The sequence below is a fragment of the Streptomyces sp. NPDC042336 genome (assembly GCF_055581985.1).
This window is the reverse complement of the sequence record NZ_JBVJEA010000006.1, coordinates 117,785-136,256: the sequence shown is the minus strand read 5'-3', so window position 1 is coordinate 136,256 and position 18,472 is coordinate 117,785. Positions and strand designations below refer to the sequence as shown.

General features: G+C 72.4%; 19 protein-coding genes. 6 read left to right on the top strand and 13 right to left on the bottom strand.

Going from position 1 to position 18,472, the window contains the following annotated elements; all coding sequences use genetic code 11:
- Positions 1-7 precede the first annotated feature (7 nt).
- Positions 8-520 carry a carboxymuconolactone decarboxylase family protein gene (locus ACZ6IM_RS15475; RefSeq protein WP_052841359.1) on the bottom strand — a complete coding sequence of 171 codons (513 nt, stop codon included), beginning with the start codon at positions 518-520 and terminating at the stop codon, positions 8-10.
- Between the two features lie 99 nt (positions 521-619).
- On the opposite strand from ACZ6IM_RS15475, the gene ACZ6IM_RS15470 reads away from it, so the two are divergent.
- Positions 620-1,597 (top strand): pirin family protein, encoded by a 978-nt coding sequence (locus ACZ6IM_RS15470; RefSeq protein ID WP_052841360.1) that lies wholly within the window; start codon positions 620-622, stop codon positions 1,595-1,597.
- Positions 1,598-1,629: 32 nt separating this feature from the next.
- On the opposite strand, the gene ACZ6IM_RS15465 is transcribed toward ACZ6IM_RS15470, so the two are convergent.
- Together ACZ6IM_RS15465 and ACZ6IM_RS15460 are read right to left on the bottom strand one after the other, a co-directional pair.
- A complete protein-coding gene (locus tag ACZ6IM_RS15465; protein ID WP_469556947.1) occupies positions 1,630-2,268 on the bottom strand; it encodes an HD domain-containing protein in 639 nt (212 codons plus the stop codon).
- 101 nt (positions 2,269-2,369) lie between these two features.
- Complete coding sequence (locus ACZ6IM_RS15460) at positions 2,370-3,335, bottom strand: GlxA family transcriptional regulator (RefSeq protein WP_469556945.1); 966 nt, start codon at positions 3,333-3,335, stop codon at positions 2,370-2,372.
- A 118-nt stretch (positions 3,336-3,453) separates the two neighbouring features.
- Here ACZ6IM_RS15460 and ACZ6IM_RS15455 point away from each other — a divergent pair, with 118 nt between their 5' ends.
- From ACZ6IM_RS15455 to ACZ6IM_RS15445, 3 genes are read left to right on the top strand one after another with little or no spacing between them, the layout of a single operon-like run.
- Positions 3,454-4,284 carry an alpha/beta fold hydrolase gene (locus tag ACZ6IM_RS15455; protein WP_052841363.1) on the top strand — a complete coding sequence of 277 codons (831 nt, stop codon included), beginning with the start codon at positions 3,454-3,456 and terminating at the stop codon, positions 4,282-4,284.
- 13 nt (positions 4,285-4,297) lie between these two features.
- Positions 4,298-4,729, top strand: a complete 432-nt coding sequence (locus ACZ6IM_RS15450) for a PAS domain-containing protein (protein WP_469556943.1) — start codon at positions 4,298-4,300, stop codon at positions 4,727-4,729.
- Positions 4,714-4,836: a hypothetical protein gene (locus tag ACZ6IM_RS15445; RefSeq protein ID WP_469556941.1), complete on the top strand. Its 123-nt coding sequence runs from the start codon at positions 4,714-4,716 to the stop codon at positions 4,834-4,836. The genes ACZ6IM_RS15450 and ACZ6IM_RS15445 overlap by 16 nt, the downstream gene beginning before the upstream one ends.
- 30 nt (positions 4,837-4,866) lie before the next feature.
- Here the strand turns inward: ACZ6IM_RS15445 and ACZ6IM_RS15440 are convergent, their stop codons facing one another.
- Complete coding sequence (locus ACZ6IM_RS15440) at positions 4,867-5,478, bottom strand: CGNR zinc finger domain-containing protein (protein WP_052841365.1); 612 nt, start codon at positions 5,476-5,478, stop codon at positions 4,867-4,869.
- A gap of 50 nt (positions 5,479-5,528) precedes the next feature.
- Here ACZ6IM_RS15440 and ACZ6IM_RS15435 point away from each other — a divergent pair, with 50 nt between their 5' ends.
- Positions 5,529-6,458, top strand: coding sequence for a ketopantoate reductase family protein (locus tag ACZ6IM_RS15435; RefSeq protein WP_052841366.1), 930 nt, complete (start codon positions 5,529-5,531; stop codon positions 6,456-6,458).
- 12 nt (positions 6,459-6,470) lie between these two features.
- On the opposite strand, the gene ACZ6IM_RS15430 is transcribed toward ACZ6IM_RS15435, so the two are convergent.
- Complete coding sequence (locus tag ACZ6IM_RS15430; RefSeq protein ID WP_469556939.1) at positions 6,471-7,340, bottom strand: alpha/beta fold hydrolase; 870 nt, start codon at positions 7,338-7,340, stop codon at positions 6,471-6,473.
- Between the two features lie 135 nt (positions 7,341-7,475).
- On the opposite strand from ACZ6IM_RS15430, the gene ACZ6IM_RS15425 reads away from it, so the two are divergent.
- Positions 7,476-7,985, top strand: coding sequence for a CGNR zinc finger domain-containing protein (locus ACZ6IM_RS15425; protein ID WP_469556936.1), 510 nt, complete (start codon positions 7,476-7,478; stop codon positions 7,983-7,985).
- Positions 7,986-8,000: 15 nt separating this feature from the next.
- Here ACZ6IM_RS15425 and ACZ6IM_RS15420 read toward each other — a convergent pair whose 3' ends face one another.
- The 8 genes from ACZ6IM_RS15420 to ACZ6IM_RS15385 all read right to left on the bottom strand — a co-directional run bounded on the left by ACZ6IM_RS15420 (position 8,001) and on the right by ACZ6IM_RS15385 (position 18,358).
- A complete protein-coding gene (locus ACZ6IM_RS15420; RefSeq protein ID WP_052841369.1) occupies positions 8,001-8,822 on the bottom strand; it encodes a siderophore-interacting protein in 822 nt (273 codons plus the stop codon).
- Between the two features lie 15 nt (positions 8,823-8,837).
- Positions 8,838-11,126 carry a glycoside hydrolase family 3 N-terminal domain-containing protein gene (locus ACZ6IM_RS15415; RefSeq protein ID WP_469556934.1) on the bottom strand — a complete coding sequence of 763 codons (2,289 nt, stop codon included), beginning with the start codon at positions 11,124-11,126 and terminating at the stop codon, positions 8,838-8,840.
- Positions 11,123-13,057: a glycoside hydrolase 5 family protein gene (locus ACZ6IM_RS15410; protein ID WP_469556932.1), complete on the bottom strand. Its 1,935-nt coding sequence runs from the start codon at positions 13,055-13,057 to the stop codon at positions 11,123-11,125. The genes ACZ6IM_RS15415 and ACZ6IM_RS15410 overlap by 4 nt, the downstream gene beginning before the upstream one ends.
- Positions 13,058-13,121: 64 nt before the next feature.
- Positions 13,122-14,165, bottom strand: coding sequence for a LacI family DNA-binding transcriptional regulator (locus ACZ6IM_RS15405; protein WP_469556930.1), 1,044 nt, complete (start codon positions 14,163-14,165; stop codon positions 13,122-13,124).
- Positions 14,162-14,989, bottom strand: coding sequence for a carbohydrate ABC transporter permease (locus ACZ6IM_RS15400; RefSeq protein WP_052841373.1), 828 nt, complete (start codon positions 14,987-14,989; stop codon positions 14,162-14,164). The genes ACZ6IM_RS15405 and ACZ6IM_RS15400 overlap by 4 nt, the downstream gene beginning before the upstream one ends.
- A gap of 14 nt (positions 14,990-15,003) precedes the next feature.
- Positions 15,004-15,945 carry a carbohydrate ABC transporter permease gene (locus ACZ6IM_RS15395; protein ID WP_052841374.1) on the bottom strand — a complete coding sequence of 314 codons (942 nt, stop codon included), beginning with the start codon at positions 15,943-15,945 and terminating at the stop codon, positions 15,004-15,006.
- An 82-nt stretch (positions 15,946-16,027) separates the two neighbouring features.
- The gene (locus tag ACZ6IM_RS15390) at positions 16,028-17,317 is read right to left on the bottom strand and encodes an ABC transporter substrate-binding protein (protein ID WP_052841375.1); all 1,290 of its coding nucleotides are present in this window, start codon (positions 17,315-17,317) and stop codon (positions 16,028-16,030) included.
- Positions 17,318-17,458: 141 nt separating this feature from the next.
- Positions 17,459-18,358, bottom strand: coding sequence for an NAD-dependent protein deacetylase (locus ACZ6IM_RS15385; protein WP_469556927.1), 900 nt, complete (start codon positions 18,356-18,358; stop codon positions 17,459-17,461).
- Positions 18,359-18,472 lie beyond the last annotated feature (114 nt).

Below are 18,472 nucleotides of genomic sequence, written 5' to 3'. Positions count from 1 at the left end.
CCGACGCTCAGGCGCGCGCGGCGCCGCGCACCGGGTGCTTGCTCAGGACGGAGACCCGGTTGAAGGCGTTGATGCTGATCGCCACCCAGATCACGGCGGAGATCTGCTCGTCCGGCAGGACACCCCGCGCCTCCGCGTACGCGGCGCTCTGCGCGCCCGCGTCGGCGGGATGGGTGGTGGCCTCGGCGAGGGCGAGTGCGGCGCGTTCCGCGGGCGAGAACAGTTCGGTGTCGCGCCAGGCCGCCAGCACCCCGAGTCGCTGGGCCGTCTCGCCGCCCCGCAGTGCGGCCCTGGTGTGCACGTTGAGGCAGTAGGCGCAGGCGTTGAGCTGGGAGACGCGGATGTTGACCAGTTCCACGAGGGTCCGGTCGAGCCCCGCCGCTTCGGCCACGCCCCGGACCGCCTCCGCCGTGGCGCGCAGTGCGGTGTAGGCCCCGGGGCTCTGCTTGTCGATGAACACGCGGCGCTCGTCGGTGCCTTGAGGGGTTCCTGCATCGGTGCGTACGGGCGTCTGCGTCATGCGGGGTGGCCTCCGTTGCGCGCTGGCGTTTGTCGGGTCCTATTATCGAACCATAGAAGTTGAAATTGAAACTTTCAGGGTCAGTGGGAGGACGAAGCGGTGAGCAACACGGAAGCGCACCCCGCCGAAGTCAGGTGCGGGGCACCGGAGGACGGGTCGCCCGCCGCCGGGGTGGAGATCCTGACCGCACGGGACGTCCCGCTCGGCGGACCGCGCGCCATGAAGGTGCGCCGCACCCTGCCGCAACGGGCCCGGACACTGATCGGAGCCTGGTGCTTCGCCGACCACTACGGCCCCGACGAGGTCCGGGAGTCGGGCGGCATGGACGTCGCTCCCCACCCGCACATCGGCCTCCAGACGGTCAGCTGGCTGTTCAGCGGGGAGATCGAGCACCGGGACAGTCTGGGCAGCCAGGCGTTCGTCAGGCCGGGCGAGGTGAACCTCATGACGGGCGGCCGCGGCATCAGCCACTCCGAGGTGTCCACGCCGGACACCGCGATCCTGCACGGCGTCCAGCTCTGGGTGGCGCTGCCCTCGGAGCACCGCGACACCGCTCCGGACTTCCAGCACCACGTGCCCGCCCCGGTCGGCCTGGACGGCGGAGAGGCGCGCGTCTTCCTCGGCTCACTCGCCGGGGCCACCTCACCGGTCGGGACCTTCACACCCCTGCTCGGCGCCGAGGTGACCCTGGACCCGGGCGCCGGCGTGACCCTCGACGTCGACCCCGGCTTCGAGCACGGCGTCCTCGTCGACAGCGGCGACGTACGCCTGGACGGCACGGCCGTACGCCCCGCCGAACTGGCTTACACCGCGCCCGGACGAAGGACGCTCACGCTGACGAACGCGGCGCCCGCGGGCGCCCGGCTGCTGGTGCTGGGGGGTCCGCCCTTCCCGGAGGAGATCGTCATGTGGTGGAACTTCATCGGACGCACCCACGACGAGATCGTGGCGGCCAGGGCGGACTGGGAGAACGACTCCGGGCGCTTCGGCCGGGTCGAGGGCTACCCCGGCGACCGCCTCCCGGCGCCCGTACTCCCCAACGCCACCCTCTCCCCGCGCGGGAATCCGAGGCCGTAGGAGCCTCGCGCGGGGTGGAGCCTCGTGCGGGGTCACTCGGGCCAGGCGGAGTTCTCGATCACCTCGACGAAGTCCGTCCGCCGGAAGCCGGGCACGAAATGTTCCAGGACGTCGGCGTTGACCGTGCCGAACGTGGTGTGCGGGCGGTGCCTGAACCCGTCCGTGAACGCCTGGAGGATCTGCTTCTTGAAGTCGGGGCGGGGGTGGGCGGCGGTGACCGCGTCGATCTCCGCCCGGGTGATGCGGGCCAGATGCAGACCGAGCACGTCCGTCTCGACGCCCGCGGTGGTCGCCGCGATCTCCGGCGCCAGCTTGTAGGGGACCTCCGGGGTGGTGTGCAGCGCGACGGCCGTCCATACGGTGTCCGCGTCGGCCCCGGGCACGCCGTGGGACAGCAGGAACGCCCGTGCCTGGTCGGCGCCGTCCATCTCGAAGCGCTGGTCGTCGCCGCGGTAGGGCGGCACCAGGCCGGTGTCGTGGAAGAGCGCGGCGACGTACAGCAGCTCCGGGTCCGGCCGCAGTCCCAGGGCGGCGGCCTGGAGACTGCCGAACAGGTAGACGCGCCGCGAGTGGTGGAAGATCAAGGGCGGTGTCGTGTCCCGGACGAGTTCGGTCGCCTCCCGCGCGAGCGAGCTGTCGGGGATGTCGATTCCGGCGATGGTCTCGGTCATGGCGGTCCTCACGAGTGGGTGCCTGTCGTGTCGGCTCCCACCCTGCGCCGGACGGCCGGGCCGCGTCCGCTCCGCGATGGACAGATGTCCCTCGAAACCGGTCACGACTCCCGGGCGGTGGTGGCGAAGCGCTGCTGGTACCGGATGGGGGACAGTCCCAGGTGCCGGGCGAAGGCCCGGCGCAGACTCTCGTAGCTGGGGAAGCCCGATCGGGTGGCCGCCTCCGTGGCGTTGAGCCCGGCGTCGAGCAGGGCCTTGGCCAGGTCGAAGCGGACCAGCTCCACGTACTTCGCCGGCGTCGTGTCCAGCTCGGCCCGGAACATGCGTGTCAGATGACGTGGGCTGACCCGCACGCGCGCGGCCAGGGCCGCCAGGCCGTGGTCCGCCGTCGGGTCGCTCTGCACCGCCTCCTGGACCAGTCGCAGCACCGGTGTGCGCGGCGCCGGGCCCTGGAGCGAGGCGGAGAACTGCGACTGGCCGCCGGCCCGCTGCATGTACACCACCAGCGAACGCGCGACCTCGCGAGCCAGGGCCGGACCGTGGTCCTCCTCCAGCAGGGCGAGGGCGAGGTCGATGCCCGCGGTCACGCCCGCGGACGTGTACGTGGTGCCGTCCTTCACGAAGAGCGCGTCCGGCTCGACCCGCGTCGTCGGACACCGGCGAGCCAGTGCCGCGGTGTGCTGCCAGTGCGTCGTCGCGCGCCTGCCCTCCAGCAGGCCCGCCGCGCCCAGGACGAAGGCGCCGGTGCACACCGAGGCGACGCGCCCCGCCCGGTCCGCCAGAACCTTCGCGGCGGCGGCGAGAGCGGGACTCACGGGGGAGCCGGGCAACGCGTCGCCGCCGACCACGACCAGAGTGTCGAAGGCCGCCGCCGGTGCGTCCGTGTCGGCCGGCACCCGCATGCCGATGGACGAGGACACCGGCGACCCGTCCGCCGAGACGATGCTGATCCGGTAGTCGGCACCGAACCGGTTGGCCTCGCTGAAGACCTCCGCCGGTCCCGACAGGTCGAGCAGTTTCATGCCGTCGAACACGAGCACGCCCACCCTGTGCGGCCCCGCCGCCATCGCTTCCTCCGCCCCTCGGTCCTTCGTGAACTGGTCGATATGAGTGAAAAGTGAGGTATGTCGGTTATCGGCGTAAGGTGGCTCGCGGGGATCAGTCGCACACGCGGAAGGATCAGCCATGGGTACGGTCACCACCTCGGACGGCACGAACATCTTCTACAAGGACTGGGGCCCGCGCGACGGCCGGCCCGTCGTCTTCCACCACGGCTGGCCGCTCAGTGCCGACGACTGGGACAACCAGATGGTGTTCTTCCTCTCCCACGGCTATCGCGTGATCGCCCACGACCGCCGCGGACACGGACGCTCGGACCAGCCCTCCACCGGCCACGACATGGACACCTACGCCGCCGACGTCGCGGCGCTGACCGAGGCACTCGATCTGCGGGACGCCGTGCACATCGGGCACTCCACCGGCGGTGGCGAGGTCGCGCGCTATGTGGCGCGGGCCGAGCCGGGCCGCGTCGCGAAGGCCGTCCTCGTCAGTGCCGTGCCGCCGGTGATGGTGAAGTCCGAGAGCAACCCCGAGGGCCTGCCGATCGAGGTCTTCGACGAGTTCCGTGCCGCCCTCGCCGCCAATCGCGCGCAGTTCTACATCGACGTGCCGTCCGGCCCCTTCTACGGCTTCAACCGGGAGGGCGCGACGGTCTCGCAGGGGCTGATCGACCACTGGTGGCTCCAGGGGATGACGGGCGCGGCCAACGCGCACTACGAGTGCATCGCGGCGTTCTCGGAGACCGACTTCACCGACGATCTCAAGCGGATCGAGGTCCCGGTCCTCGTCGCGCACGGGACGGACGACCAGGTCGTGCCCTACGCGGACGCGGCGCCGAAGTCGGTCGAACTCCTGGCGAACGGCACGCTCAAGTCGTACGAAGGGCTCCCGCACGGCATGCTGTCGACCCATCCGGAGATCCTCAACCCCGATCTGCTGGCCTTCGTGAAGTCGTAGTCCGGGTGTGGGCGTGAGCCGGTTCCCGGAGGGCTGGGCCGATGCCGCCCTGCTGACCGACTCCGTCGTCGGTCTCGCCGTGTGGGACACCGGCCTGCCGTGCGTCCGGGTCAACGACGCCCTCGAACGTCACGACGGGATCGCCCGCGAACGGAGGCTGGGCCGGCGCCCGCGGCAGTCGCCGGCCGGGGACGCCGACGCACTGGCGGCGCTCGTACGGCGGGTGCTGACCACCGGTCGGTGTGCCACCGGCCGTGAGTACCGGGTCCCGGTTCAGGCGGGCAGCCGCGGCGACCGCGCCCTCTCGGCCTCGTTCGTGCGCCTGCACGACGCCGACGGCCGTTCCCTCTTCCCCGGTCTTCCGCACGGCCTTCCGCTCGGAGTGGGCCTGCTCCGCGCGACCAGGACATCGAGGTCGGTCTGCGACGGGTGGGCCGCGCCCTGACCCGCGGCGCCTCCTCCCTGGAGGAACCGGGTACGGCGGTGATCGGCACCCTGCCCACCGCACCCCCGCCCGACGACGTCACCCTGCTGCTGGCCCGCGGTCTGTGAACGGACGCCTCGCCCGGCGACGTGCCATCCTCAGGACGCCGATTCCCGCAGGCGGCGGCCGGCCGCCTTGGCCTGGTTGCCGCAGCGGCGCATGGAGCACCACTTGCGCGGCCGTCCGCCGCCGGAGTCGAGGCAGAGCATCCGGCACGCCGCTGAGGCGCAGGCGGTCAGGCGGGACCGGCGGGCGTCGTCGGTCATGAGATCGATGAGGTCCCGCGCGACGATCGACAGCAGGGACTCCTTCGTCAGCGTCCCGCTCCCCTTCGGCACCCATGTGCCGTCTTCCGCCAACTCCATCTGCGGTATCGGAGGTTCGGCCCTGGCCAGGAGGTTCACCAGGTCGACCGACTCCTGCCGCGGCCGGTGCCCGTCGACGGCACCGGAGGCGATGTCGTGGGCGGCAGCGCGCAGCGCGTGCAGCGACCGCAGGACGTCCTCGGGGTCGTACCCCTCCTCCAGAGTCACCCCCACCCCCCGGCACCAGGCTTCGAGGCGCTCGGTGTCGCCCATCCGCTCGACGGGGGCCTCGGGCCTGCGGCCCACGGTGGCCACCAGGTTCAGGCACAGGGTCCCGGCGTCGAAACGAAGCTCCCGCTGCCGGGCGGTGACCCTGCTGCGCGGTCCGGGCCGCTCGGCGTCCATGGTTCTATAGTAACCGTTCTGATGGTTACTAAGAGGGTGGGGGCGGAGCCATGCGCATCGCGGTGATCGGGGCGGGCGGGGTCGGAGGCTATTTCGGGGCCCGGTTGGCCGCCGCGGGAAACGAGGTCACCTTCGTGGCCCGCGGCGCGCACCTCGATGCCGTGCGCCGGTCCGGACTGGTCGTCCACAGTCCGCTGGGCGAATTGCACACCTCGCCCGACTCCGTCGTGGGGAGCATCTCGGAGCTGGGCCCCGTGGATCTCGTGCTCGTCGCTGTCAAGCTGTGGGACACCGAGGCGGTCGCCGAGCAGTTGCGGTCCTCGGCGGCGCACGCGGCACCGGTGCTGTCACTGCAGAACGGGGTGCACAAGGACGCCGTCCTGCGCGCCCGGCTGACGGACGAACAGGTCCTGGGCGGTGTCTGCTTCATCTCGGCCTTCATCGAGGAGCCCGGGGTGGTCAGGCACAACAGCCCCTTGCAGAAGGTCGTTCTCGGCCCCTACCGGTCCGGCCAGTCGGCGACCAGCCGGACCGTGCTCGCCGTGTTCCGGGAGGCGGGGATCGACACCGAGGAGAGCGACGACATCGAGCGGGCGATCTGGGAGAAGTTCGTGTTCCTCGTGGGCCTGTCGGCGACGACGGCGGCCGTCCGCCGGCCGATCGGCGTCGTCCGCGCCGACGAGCACAGCCGGCGGCTGCTGTACGACGTCATGGCCGAGACGGTGGCCGTGGCGCAGGCGTCGGGGGTGCGGCTGGACGACGGCTTCGCCGAGGACCGGCTCAACTTCTGCGACACGCTTCCCGCGGCCATGACCTCCTCCATGCACAACGACCTGGAGAAGGGCAACCGCCTCGAACTGCCCTGGCTCAGCGGGGGAGTGGTGGACCTCGCCGGCCGGTTCGGCGTTCCCGTTCCGCGCAACCGGACGGTGGCCGACATCCTCGCGCCGTACGCCCTGGGCCGGCCGGCCGGATCGTGACGGCGCGGCGGTCTACTTGGCGGTCCGGGCGAGGAAGTCCCGGATGTGGGTGGTGATCTCCTCCAGGTGGGTCTCGAGGGCGAAGTGCCCGGTGTCCAGGAGGTGGACCTCGGCGTCCGGGAGGTCGCGCCGGAACGCGTGGGCGCCCTCGGGGCCGAAGATCTCGTCCCTGGCCCCCCACACGGCCAGCAGCGGCACCCGGGTGTCGCGGAAGTACTGCTGGAGCCGGGGGTAGAGGGCGACGTTCGTCGGGTAGTCGCGGAACAGCGTGAGCTGGACGGCGTCGTTGCCCGGCCGGTCGAGCAGCGCCTGGTCGAGGGTCCATGTGTCGGGGCTGACGAGGCTCTGGTCGGGGACGCCGTTCAGGTACTGCCAGCGGATCGACTCGGGGGCCAGCGCGGCCCGGGCGGGCGCCTCCGTCTCGGGGGTCGGGTCGTCGGTGTAGGCGAACAGCCCCTCCCAGAACTCCTTGACCAGGCCGTCGGTGTAGCCGTTGCCGTTCTGCGTGACGATCGCGGTGATGCGGTGCGGGCTCCGGACGGCGATGCGCCACGCCACCGGTGCCCCGTAGTCCTGCACGTACACCGCGAAGCGCTCCACGCCGAGCCCGTCCAGGAGCCCGACCGTCACGTCCGTGAGGGAGTCGAAGCTGTAGTCGAACGCGTCGGCCTGAGGCATGGCCGAGTACCCGAAGCCGATCATGTCGGGTGCGATCACGTGGTAGGTGTCCGCGAGCTTCGGGATCAGGTCGCGGAACATGTGGCTGCTCGTCGGGAAGCCGTGCAGCAGCACGACACTCGGCGCCTGCGGGTCACCGGCCTCCCGGTAGAAGACGTCCAGGCCGTCGACGGTGGTGGTCCTGTGGTGCACGACGACGCTCATCGCAACCCCTTAAGCGGTTATTGGTGGTTAGGTAGAGTCCAGCACTCCCGGGGTTAACCTGTCAAGCGGCCTTAAGGGGTTAGATCGGGTTGTTGTAACCTGCCAATGTCGACGAAACGGTTAGGGGTGACGGCGGTGACCGGCACGGCCGCGGAGGACGTCCTCCTGGAACTGCTCAACACGACTCCCGTCACGCGGGGCTCGGTGACCGACGCGCTGGGCACGCCCGCCGAAGGGCGCGCGTGGGTACGCGGTCACGGAGGGGCCGGGTCGGACGAGGAGGTCGCCTTCCTGGTCGCCGCGCGGGACGCGCTCCAGGACGTCGTCCGGGGGCGGCGGGGCCCCGAGTGCCTGGGCCGGTTCCTCGAAGGCGTGAGCAGCGTGCCGTCCTTCGAGGGCGGCAGGCTGGAATGGACCCTTCGGGTTCCCGAGGCGCGCCGCCTGACCGTGGAGCTGCTGTTGACCTGGGCGCACGTCGAGGAGACCCGGCCGGGACGGCTCAAGCCGTGCGGCAACCCGGAATGCCGGCGCTTCCTGCTGGACCGCAGCAAGCCCAACACTGCCCGCTGGTGCTCCATGGCCGAGTGCGGGAACCGGATGAAGGCCCGGCGGCACTACGAGCGCGTCAAGGGCGCCCAGGCGTAGCGAGCACGGCCGGGGTCAGACCGCCGCCGCCATCGCCTCGTGCTTCCAGAACCCCGAGAAGGTGATGCGCTCCTTCGGCAGACCCAGGCGGTGCAGGTGCCTGCGCCCCTCGGTGGCCAGGGTCGACTCGCCGACGACGAAGGCGTATCCCGCCGCGTCGGCGCGGGTCAGCCGGTGCAGTTCGCGCAGCGCGGCGGCGCCGGGGACCGCGGTGGCGTCCCGCCGTACGACCCAGGAGACGGCCACACCGGCCGGGGCGTTCAGCTCACGGCGGTCGGCGTCGGTGGGGATCTCCTGGATGAGGCGCCCCACGGTGCCGTCCGGGAGTGAGCGCATGATGCTCGCCGTCGCGGGCAGCCCGGTCTCGTCGGCCACCACGGTCACCTCGGAGGCGTCCCGCGGGCAGTCGAAGAGGATGCCCTGGTCGAGCAGGGCGAGCGCGTCCCCGGGGCGGGCGCCGCAGGCCCAGACCGCGGCCCTGCCCTCGACCTCGCCGGCGGGGCCCCGGTGCACGACGAAGTCGATGTCCAGCTCGGCCGTCGCCCTGCGGTAGTCGGCCACGGAGTAGTTGGCGCAGTGCGGCCGCTCGTCCTCCGGGATGGCGAGGTAGGGCTGCCACCACTGGGAGCCGGTGAACTCCGGCAGACGCAGCTCCCGTTGGTGGGGCAGTTGGAGGAACAGGCGGAACCAGTGGTCGTACCCCAGCCACGGAAAGCCGCCGAGCCCCGGTCCGGTGACCGTGACGCGCTGCATGGACGGGGAGACCCGCTCGGTCCGCACCACGCGGGCGCGGAACATCTCCGGGTGCTGGGGCGTGAGCCGCCGAACCTTCGCCATGAAGGCAAGGCTAGCCTAACTTGCGTGCGATTCCGAGCCGGTGATCTCCAGACGGGTGCCCGTCGTGCGGTCGGACGACGGGCCCGTCTCCAGCTCGACCACCCCCGGCTCCACCACGAGCCGGAGGTCGCGCCCCACCGAGGCCAGCGTGTCCGGGCCCACCTCGAAGACCGCCTCGGCCTCGTCGCCGGGCGCGATGCCCAGCCGGACGAAGCCCCGCAGTTCGCGCACCCGCGGCCAGGACGTGCCCCCGGACAGCCGGCGCACATACAGCTGCACCGTCTCCTCGGCCGGCCGGACCCCCGTGTTGCGGACCGTGACCCGGCAGGTCAGCCGCGGGGCGTCCGCGCCGACCCGGGAGCGCGACAGCCGCGGCGCCCCGTACCCGACGCTCGTGTACGACAGGCCGTGCCCGAAGGCGTGCAGCGGCCCGGCACTCTGGTCGACGTACCCGCGGTAGCCGTGGTCCTTCCCGTTGTAGTGGACGGGCAGTTGGGCGGCCGACCGGGGCACGGAGACCGGCAGCCGGCCGCGGGGCTCGGCATCGCCGAACAACACCTCGGCCACGGCGCGCCCGCCCCGCGGCCCCGGGTACCAGGCGCTGAGCACCGCCGCCGCCGGCGCGTCCAGCTCGGGCAGGGCGTGCGGGCGGCCCTGGACCAGCACCACCACGACGGGGGTCCCGGTCGCCGACACCGCGGCCAGCAGGGACCGTTGCGCGGGCGGCAGCGCCAGGTCCGCCAGGTCGACACCCTCGCCGCAGGTCATGCCGGACGGCGCTCCGGAACCGGTGACGGCCGCCCCGTTCGCGTCGAAGGCCGTGTCCGCGCTGCGGGCACTGGAGCCGCCCAGCACCAGCACGGCCACGTCGGCACCGGCCGCCAGACCGACCGCCGCGGCAACGTCAGACACGTCGTCGCCCACCAGGCCGCACCCCCGCCCGTGCACCACCTCGGTGCCGGGCGCGACCGCCGCGCGGATGCCTTCCAGGACGGTGATCCCCTCGCCGGGCCGCTGCGGCGCCGTGTAGTCGCCGATCTGCTGGGACAAGGAGTCGGCGTTCGGACCGAGGACCGCGATCCGCCGCACCGCACGGGACAGCGGGAGCACACCGCCCTCGTGGGTGAGCAGGGTCACCGACGCACGGGCGACGCGCTCGCCCAGCTCGGCGGGGTCCGGCAGCCCCGTGGCCTCGGACGGGGCCGGAGGCAGGGGCTGTTCGAACAGGCCCAGCCGGAACTTCAGCGCGAGGACCCGCGCCACCGAGGCATCCAGCGCCGGCTCGGACACCAGCCCGCGTTCCACGGCCTCGCCCAGCCGGGTGAAGGACTCGTCCCACAGGCTCAGGTCACACCCGGCGTTCAGGGCAAGCGCCCCCGCCGACACCGGATCGCCGGTCAGCCGCACCAGCCGGTCCACCGCGGTGCCGTCCGCCATGACGACCCCCTGGAATCCCCACCGCGCACGCAGCAGATCGGTGAGCAGGTACCGGTTCGCGACGCAGGGCAGACCGTCGAACTCGTTGTAGGCGGCCATCACCCCGGCCGCGCCCGCCGCCACCCCGGCCCGGGCCGCCGCCAGGTGCACCTCGTGCAGTTCACGCGGTCCCAGCTCCGTCGCCGCGCTGTTGCGGCCACCGACCGTGGCCCCCTGCCCGGCGAAGTGCTTGAGGACCACGGCCACCCCCGCCCGCCCCGCGCCCTCGACGAGCGCCTCGGTCATCCGCGCGGCGAGATACGGGTCCTCGGCGAAGCACTCCTCACTGCGTCCCCAGCGCGGATCACGCACCAGGTCGAGGGCGGAGACCAGCGCGATGTGCGCGCCCCGCACCCGCAGTTCGGCGGCAGCGCCGGCCACCGCGTCCGCGTACAGCTCCGGGTCCCAGGTGGCGCCGACCGCGAGGTTGACCGGGAGGACCGTGCCGTCCAGCGCCTGGTGGCCGTGCGGCATCTCCTCCACCAGCAGGACGGGTATGCCCAGCCGGGTGTGGTCCCTGACGTACCGCTGCACCGCTGCCGCCGTCCGCGCCCCGTCCCGCGCGTCGAGCCCGTCCGCGAAGCCCACGCCGGACCAGGCGTCGGCCCGCTGGAGTCCGTACAGCGCGCCCATGCCGTCGAAGGCGGCGACCTCCGCGCGGAAGGCGTCCGTGAGGCGGTGGCCGTCCCCGGCGCGCTCATAGGCGTCCCAGCCGTACATGCGCTGGTTGAGCTGACCGACCTTCTCCGCGAGGGTCATGCGGCCCAGCAGGTCACGGACGCGGTCCGGCACCGGCGCGGCCGGGTCGCGGTAACGCGGGAGGCTCATCGCAGCTCCAGCACTGCGACGCCGTACGCCTCCAGCGCCACGTCCTCCACCGGGGTGCCGTCCGTCAGGTCGTGCAGCTTCCCCTCGGCGGCCGGGCGGACCACGAGCGGTTCGGGACTCTGGCTGACCAGCCACACGAAGCGGCGGCCGTCGGCGTGGACGAGGACGTCCGCCGAGACGTGCGGATCAGCGACCGTGACGGGTCGCCGTACGCCCGCCACCCGCGCCAGCGCGGCGTAGAGACGGTGCGTGACCTCGGGGTTGACGCGTGCCGTGCGGGCCGCCATGTGCTCCAGCGGATACGTCGCCAGCACCGTCCGGCCCGCCCCCGTCTCGTGGACGACCAGGGCCGGGCGCCCGTGGGCGTCCACCGCGACGACCCGGCCCGCGCGCGGCACGACGGGAAGGTAGGCGCGGCTGTCCTCGTTCCCGGCGACCGGGAAGCGCAGCACCTCGCCGGCGCGCAGGCCGCCGAAGTCCTCGGTGAACGTCATCTCCAGTACGTCGTCCTCGATCCGCTCGGCGACGCCGTAGGACAACTGCAGCTCCACGCCGAAGAACCCGTCGAGGTCGTCGAACCAGGGGCCGCGGGTGACCGGGTGTTCGCCGGAGCAGAAGGACAGGTACACGGTGGCGCCCTCGGCGGCCCGGCGGGCCAGCTCCCTGCGGGTGCGGGTGGTGAGCTGCCGGGTGGCGGGAAGCAGGTAGAGCGACGCCTCGCCCGGCAGTCCGTCGGCCTCACGGGTCAGGGCCACCGGCAGGTCGGCGGCGCGCGCGGTGACGTAACCCTGGTGCAGGGACGTGAAGATGAGCGGCCGGTCGGCGGGGCGGCTGTAGGGATAGCCCCGTTCGAGGAAGGCCGGGACGACGAGGGCCGCGTCCGCGTCCGTCCGGGAGCAGCGCCGGAAGTCCACCGCCTTCAACACACCCGCGAAGGCGGCCAGTTCCCGCAGCGGCTCCTTGGGAGCACCGGTGGAGTCGGTGATCCCGAAGTGCATCTCGAAGGGGTGGTGGTCGTAAGGGGACTGGTCCCACAGGTCGTCGTAGTCGGTGTTGTTCCAGGTGAGCCAGCCGGTCGCCCCGCCCAGCAGCGAGTTGTGCAGGGTCTGCCGGTAGAAGATCCCCGCGTTGGCGGCCGAGACCGTGTCGGTGGACAGCCCGAACTCCTCCAGTACGACGGGCTGTCCGGTCACCGAGGCCAGCTCGCACTCGAAGGCGGCACGGTAGTGCTGGCGCGGCCGGTCGGTGTCCGAGCGGTACACGTGCGGGCCCACGAAGTCGACGTACTCGGCCGTCTCCCGCAGCGAGAAGCCGTTGTCCCGGCCGGTGACCTCGATGCCCCACGCCCCGTCGCCCAGCGACACCGGCTGCCTCGCGCCCGTCGCCCGCACCGCGTTGCACATGGCCTGCGCCCACGCGGTCACCACCTCGGTGGACGGCGGGTCGACCTGGTAGATCCGCCCGTAGCCGGGCATCTCGTTGGTGATCAGCCAGCCCGTGACCGCCGGGTGGTCCTTGAAGCGGCGCGCCATGCGGGAGACGAACCACGCCTGACGGCCGACCATCCACACGTCCTCGTACAGGTCACGGTCGCCGCGCCAGACGGGGTCCCAGTTCTCGCCGGACATGTGGCCGACGATGAACGTCGGCACGGTCCCCATGCCCGCCTCCACGTGGGCGTCGAGGAAGTCCTCGAAGCGCGCGCACAGTTCGTCGTCGATCCGGTCCGGCTCCGGGTGGAAGTCCGGCCAGTAGAAGAAGGACCGGGTCGTGTTCAGGCCGTGGCCGGCGAGCACCCGAAGTTCGTCACGGACGACAGCCGGGTCGTAGTTCCGCCACATCAGCGGGCCGCCGGTGCGGGACCAGAAGTTGGCGCCGAGCCAGGGCAGGACGTCGGGCTGGTGGGTGAGCTGGGCGCTGTGGCGTCGCATGGTCCTTCTCGGGTGGTGAGGGTGCGGATGGAGCGTGGCCGCGGCGGCGTGCCGCGTCCGGTGGTCAGGTGGGCGCGGGCCCCGTGGACTCGCGGACGACCATGCGCGGCCGTTCGGCGAGGGCGGTGTCCTCGACCTCCTCGCCGCACAGGGCGAGCAGCATGCGCGCGGCGGCCGCGCCCACCCGCTGCACCTGCTGGTCCACGGTGGTCAGCCGGGGATGGAGCCAGGAACCGAGCGGCAGGTTGTCGTAGCCGACGACGGACACGTCCCGGGGGACGGCCAGTCCGGCGCGCTGCGCGGTGCCGATGCCGCAGACCGCCATCGAGTCGTTGGCGTACACGATCGCGGTGGGCCGGTCGGCGGCGTCGAGGAGCGCCTCGGTGGCGCCGACGGCGCGCCGCTCGCTGAAGTCGGTGGGCAGCACCGCGAACGGGCGCAGGCCCGCCTCGCGCAGGGCGCCCTCGAAGGCGGCCCGGCGCACGCGGGTGTGCTGGAGCTCGGGCGGCCCGCTGACGTAGGCGACGCGCCGGTGGCCGAGGCCCAGCAGGTGCGTGACGGCCTCGGCGATCCCCGCGCCCTGGTCGCGCAGTCCGACGCGCGGCACGACGGCTGTGTCGTCCGGCGAACCGAGCAGCACCGCGGGCAGCCCGAGCCGGGCGAGCAGCGCGGGCCGGGCGTCGTCGTCGCGGGCGTCGGTGAGTACGGCGCCGTCCACCCGGCCCTCGGCCGCGAGTCGCTCGTACAGCGCGTTCTCCTCGCGGTGACCGCTGACCAGGTGCAGCAGCAGACCGTAACCGCGCGGCGCCAACTCGCCCTCTATGCCGGTGATCAGCTCACTGAAGTGCGGGTCGGAGCCCAGCACGTCCGTGGGGCGCCGCACCACCAGGGCCAGACTGCGGGTGCGCGCGTTGCGCAGCGCCGCGGCGGAGGCACTGGGCGACCAGCCCAGCTCCAGCGCGGCGTCGAGGATCCGGCGGCGGGTCGCCTCGGAGAGCCGGCCCTTGTTGTTGAAGGCCTGGGACACGGCGGCCGTCGACACCCCGGCCGCCGCCGCGACCGCCTTGATGGTCGGCCGGCGCCCCGGCCGCTCGGTGGAGACGCTCACATCTTCACCGCCCCGCTGACCAGGGCCTGCTGCATGCGCTTCTGCAGCAGGGTGTAGACGAGCCACACCGGCACCAGGGTCAGCACCGTGCCCGCCGTCAGCACACCGTAGTCGGTGCCGGTGATCGACTTCAGTGTGGGCAGCGCCACCTGCACCGTGCGCTGCGCCGGGTCGGGGCCGATGATGACCAGCGAGTACAGGTACTCGTTCCAGAAGGTCAGGAAGTTCAGCAGCAGCACGGTGGCGATGCCCGGCAGGCACATCGGCGTGTAGACGTGCCGCAGCACCGCGAAGGTGGACGCCCCGTCCAGCCGGGCGGCCTCCTCCATCTCCGGCGGTATGGTGCGCATGAACTGCACCAGGATCACCACCGACAGGGGCAGCGCCGTGGCCGGCAGGAACAGCACCATGAAGATCCGGGTGTGGAACAGCCCGGTGGCCGCCGCGAGCAGGAAGGTGGGGAAGAGGGCCGCGAACGTCGGGATCAGGAAGCCCAGCGAGAAGACCTTCTCGACCACGCCCGCCAGCCGCCCGGTCGAACGCGCCAGCGCGAACGAGGCCGGGATCGCCAGCAGCAGCGTGAGCGCCAGCGAGAACACCGTCACCAGCGCCGAGTTGACGACCGCCGGCCCGAGGTCGGCGCTCTCGAACGCGGTGCGGAAGTTGCCTAGGCCCAGCGAGGACGGCGGGGCGAAGGGGTGCGCGAAGATCTCGTCGTTCGACTTGAAGGCCGAGGCGAGGAAGTAGTACAGCGGGACGACGAGCAGCACCGCGTACGTCCACACCAGGATGTGGGCCGGGAGCCAGCGCTTGCCGAGCTTCATCAGTGCTGCTCCGATCAGTAGTTCTGGCGGAAGACACGGCGGATCGTCAGCAGCCCGACGAGTCCGACCAGGAAGAGGAGCACGCCGACCGTCTGGCTGTAGCCGAGGTCGGCGGCGATGAACGCCTTCTGGTAGACGAGGAACGACAGCGTGGTGGACGACGTGCCGGGACCGCCCTGGGTGAGCAGCAGCACGTGCTGCGCGGAGCCGAACAGCGTCCACAGGAACTGGAGCATCGTCACCACGCCGACGTAGTCACGGATGACGGGGAAGTGGACCGACCACATCGTCCGCCAGTGCCCCGCCCCGTCCAGCTGGGCGGCCTCGCCCAGCTCGTCCGGCACGCTGCCCAGCCGGGCGGCGAACAGTACGGCGGTGAAGCCGATGCCGGCCCAGATGTCCAGGGCGATCAGACACGCCAGGGCCGTCGACGGCGAGGCCAGCCAGGCGTCGGAGAGGGAGCCGAGGCCGACGCTCTCCAGCCCGCCGTTGAGCAGCCCGTCCGGCGACAGGGCGGCGTAGAACACCATCGCCTTCGCGGGCGTCGAGATCAGCCCCGGGATGAAGAGCAGGTACCGGATGACCCGGTGCCCGGGCGGCCGCTGGGCCACGTAGTACCCCAGCATGTACGCGCAGACGATCATCACCGGGACGGCGACGGCCAGTTGTACTGCGGTGTTGCGCACCGCGTCCCAGAACACCGGGTCGTCCAGCACCACCCGGGCGTTGTCGAGGCCGGCGAAGGACACCGGCTGGAGCATGCCGGGCCAGTGCAGTGCCGCGATCACGAAGATGGCGAGCAGCGGCCCGACCATGAAGACCAGGTACCACACCAGCGCGGGCACCGCGAGGACGGTGCCGCCCTGCCGGGGCCGGCGCGCGGCCGGGGCGGGGGAGGCGGGCGGGGCGGACCTCGGGGCCGCGCTCCCGCCCGGCGTCGTCGTGAGCGTCGTCATGCGGTGACTCCCGGAGAACAGGTGGAACGGGGGAGGGGGACGAGGGAGGACCGGGCGGGGGAGCCGGGGGTGTCCGGGCGGCTCATGCGGACCGGTACGCGGATTCGAGGGCGGCGCGCACCCGGGCCGGGCTGGTGCCCCGGGTGAACGAGGTGCTGGTCGCGGTGATCAGCGGCTGCGCGGCGGCGGGCGGCACATACACGTCGGGCAGCAGGACCTGGCTCACCCCGGAGCCGAGCCGCTGGGCCGCCCCGACCAGCGGGAAGCCGGTGGAGACGGCGTCCGTGCGCAGGGCCATGTCCCGGCCGCTCTCGGTCACGAACCGCGCCACGACGTCCTCGCGGTACATGAACCGCAGGAACCTCTCGACGTGCTCGATCTTGCGGACGCCGTTGGGGCTGATCCAGAAGCCGATGAGGGTGTAGGCGCGGATGACGGTGGGACCGTCGTGCGCCGCCCCGTCGGCCAGCGGCCAGCCGCCGACCTCCGTGTGCCGGGCCACCTTCTCGGGCACCTTGGCCAGGGCGGAGGACATCGCCGACTGCACGGCCGCCTCCTCGGTGTTGAACTGCGTGGTCATCGAGTCGGAGGTGAGGCCCTGCGCCTTGTCGGCGAACACACCGGCGTCGCGCAGGTGGGTGAAGTACTCGATGCCCCGGCGGGCTCCGCGCCCGGAGAAGTCCCCCGTGGCGTAGACGTGCCGCGCCTCCTCCTGGGAGAGGAAGGTCTGGATGATCTGCGCCAGCAGCTTCTGGCCGGTCCAGTCGTTGCCGCCCACGGTCACCGGGGCGATGCCCTTGCCGCGCAGCTTGCGGGCCGCGGCGATCAGCTGGTCACCCGTGGTGGGGATCGCGTCGACACCGGCCCGGTCGAGCAGGGCGCGGTTGTAGGCGACGGGCCAGTTCGTGGCGAAGTAGGGGAAGGCACGGACCCGGCCCTCGTCGTCGGTCCAGTCGGCCAGCGCGGCGGGCAGGACGCGTCCGCGCAGCCCCCAGTCGTCGAGGTAGGGCTTGACGTCCACGGTCGCGCCCACGTCCGTCCAGGCCAGCGTCTTGTCGTAGAGGTTGACCATCACGATGTCGGCCTCCTTGCGGGCCAGCCGTGAGGTCTCGTAGACCTGGGCGAGGTCGTCGCCGTTGACGAGGTTCTTGACCTTCACCCCCGGGTTCTCCTCGCGGAAGCGGTCCACGGCCGCGAGGTACGTGGGGGAGCCCGGCGCGGTGGTGCCGAGCTGGGTGTGGACGACGAGGGTGTCCGGGTCGGAGTCCGCCGACGCCAACGACGAGCAGCCGGACAGAGCGGGCAGGGCAGCGGCCGCGGCCAGACCGGAACCGGCGGCGAGCAGTTCGCGCCGCGTCAGCGATGAGCGCACAGGGGTGGTCTCCAACCAAGCGGTTAACGATTGGTTAATCGATGTACCTCGTGAGGTGCGAGGACTGTATGGAGTGCGGGGACCACGGTCAAGGGGGTGGCGCGGGGAATTGCGCTCCTCGGCGGGACGCGGGTTGCCTGGTCAGGCCGTCGCCGCTGCCTCGACGGAGAGGCCGAGCCGGTCGGCGACACTCGTCAGGGCCGGTCCTAGCGGGAGCGCGACCCGGGTGACGGCCAGCCGGTCGCCGCGGGTGGCGTCGCGGTTGACGATGAGGACCGGCTTGCCCGCCTCGGCCGCCTGGCGGACGAAACGGAGCCCGGACATCACCGTCAGCGAGGAGCCGAGGACCAGCAGCGAGGACGCCTCGCGCACCAGCTCGCGACAGTGCTCCACGCGCTGTGGCGGCACGTTCTCGCCGAAGAACACCACGTCCGGTTTGAGGATGCCGCCGCAGACCGTGCACGGCACCACCCGGAAGTCACCGACCTGCTCGTCGGTGAGGTCGGCGTCGCCGTCCGGGTTGATGCCGGCGGCCACCGGCGCGAAGCCCGCGTTGGCCTCCTCCAGTCGCCCGGCGAGTTCGCGGCGGGGGCTGAGGTCGCCGCAGGTCAGGCAGACGACCCGGTCCAGGCTGCCGTGGAGCTCCACGACGCCCTCGCTGCCCGCGGCCTGGTGCAGCCCGTCGACGTTCTGCGTGATCACGCCGGTGAGCAGACCGTGCCGCCCGAACGCCGCCACCGACCGGTGCCCCGCGTTGGGGCGGGCCCGCCCGAAGGTGCGCCAGCCGAGGTGACTGCGTGCCCAGTACCGCCGGCGGGCGTCGGGATGGGCGGTGAAGTCCTGGTAGGTCATCGGCGTGTGCCGGCTCAGGCTGCCGCCCTCGCCCCGGTAGTCGGGGATGCCCGACTCCGTGGAGATGCCCGCCCCGCTGAGCACCAGCACACCCCCGGCGCGCAGCGCCTCGGCGACGGGCGCCAGGTCCGTGGTGCCCGGCGGCAGGTCCGCTCCCGGGGTCCAGCTCAAAGTGGGCCGCATGCGCATGCGGCAAGGGTACGGAACCCGCCGCGCTTCCCGGCGTGCGGGAGGCGTACGCGCGGGTGGCTTGCAGCGGGGGCGTCCTGTTTCCCGGCGCGGTGGGTGCCGCCCACCCCGGCA

Bases quoted from the DNA above. Each gene is read 5' to 3' on its own strand.
- ACZ6IM_RS15475 (WP_052841359.1), bottom strand. From the start codon at position 520: ATGACGCAGACGCCCGTACGCACCGATGCAGGAACCCCTCAAGGCACC.
- ACZ6IM_RS15465 (WP_469556947.1), bottom strand. From the start codon at position 2,268: ATGACCGAGACCATCGCCGGAATCGACATCCCCGACAGCTCGCTCGCG.
- ACZ6IM_RS15460 (WP_469556945.1), bottom strand. From the start codon at position 3,335: ATGGCGGCGGGGCCGCACAGGGTGGGCGTGCTCGTGTTCGACGGCATG.
- ACZ6IM_RS15455 (WP_052841363.1), top strand. From the start codon at position 3,454: ATGGGTACGGTCACCACCTCGGACGGCACGAACATCTTCTACAAGGAC.
- ACZ6IM_RS15440 (WP_052841365.1), bottom strand. From the start codon at position 5,478: ATGGACGCCGAGCGGCCCGGACCGCGCAGCAGGGTCACCGCCCGGCAG.
- ACZ6IM_RS15435 (WP_052841366.1), top strand. From the start codon at position 5,529: ATGCGCATCGCGGTGATCGGGGCGGGCGGGGTCGGAGGCTATTTCGGG.
- ACZ6IM_RS15430 (WP_469556939.1), bottom strand. From the start codon at position 7,340: ATGAGCGTCGTCGTGCACCACAGGACCACCACCGTCGACGGCCTGGAC.
- ACZ6IM_RS15420 (WP_052841369.1), bottom strand. From the start codon at position 8,822: ATGGCGAAGGTTCGGCGGCTCACGCCCCAGCACCCGGAGATGTTCCGC.
- ACZ6IM_RS15415 (WP_469556934.1), bottom strand. From the start codon at position 11,126: ATGAGCCTCCCGCGTTACCGCGACCCGGCCGCGCCGGTGCCGGACCGC.
- ACZ6IM_RS15410 (WP_469556932.1), bottom strand. From the start codon at position 13,057: ATGCGACGCCACAGCGCCCAGCTCACCCACCAGCCCGACGTCCTGCCC.
- ACZ6IM_RS15400 (WP_052841373.1), bottom strand. From the start codon at position 14,989: ATGAAGCTCGGCAAGCGCTGGCTCCCGGCCCACATCCTGGTGTGGACG.
- ACZ6IM_RS15395 (WP_052841374.1), bottom strand. From the start codon at position 15,945: ATGACGACGCTCACGACGACGCCGGGCGGGAGCGCGGCCCCGAGGTCC.
- ACZ6IM_RS15385 (WP_469556927.1), bottom strand. From the start codon at position 18,358: ATGCGCATGCGGCCCACTTTGAGCTGGACCCCGGGAGCGGACCTGCCG.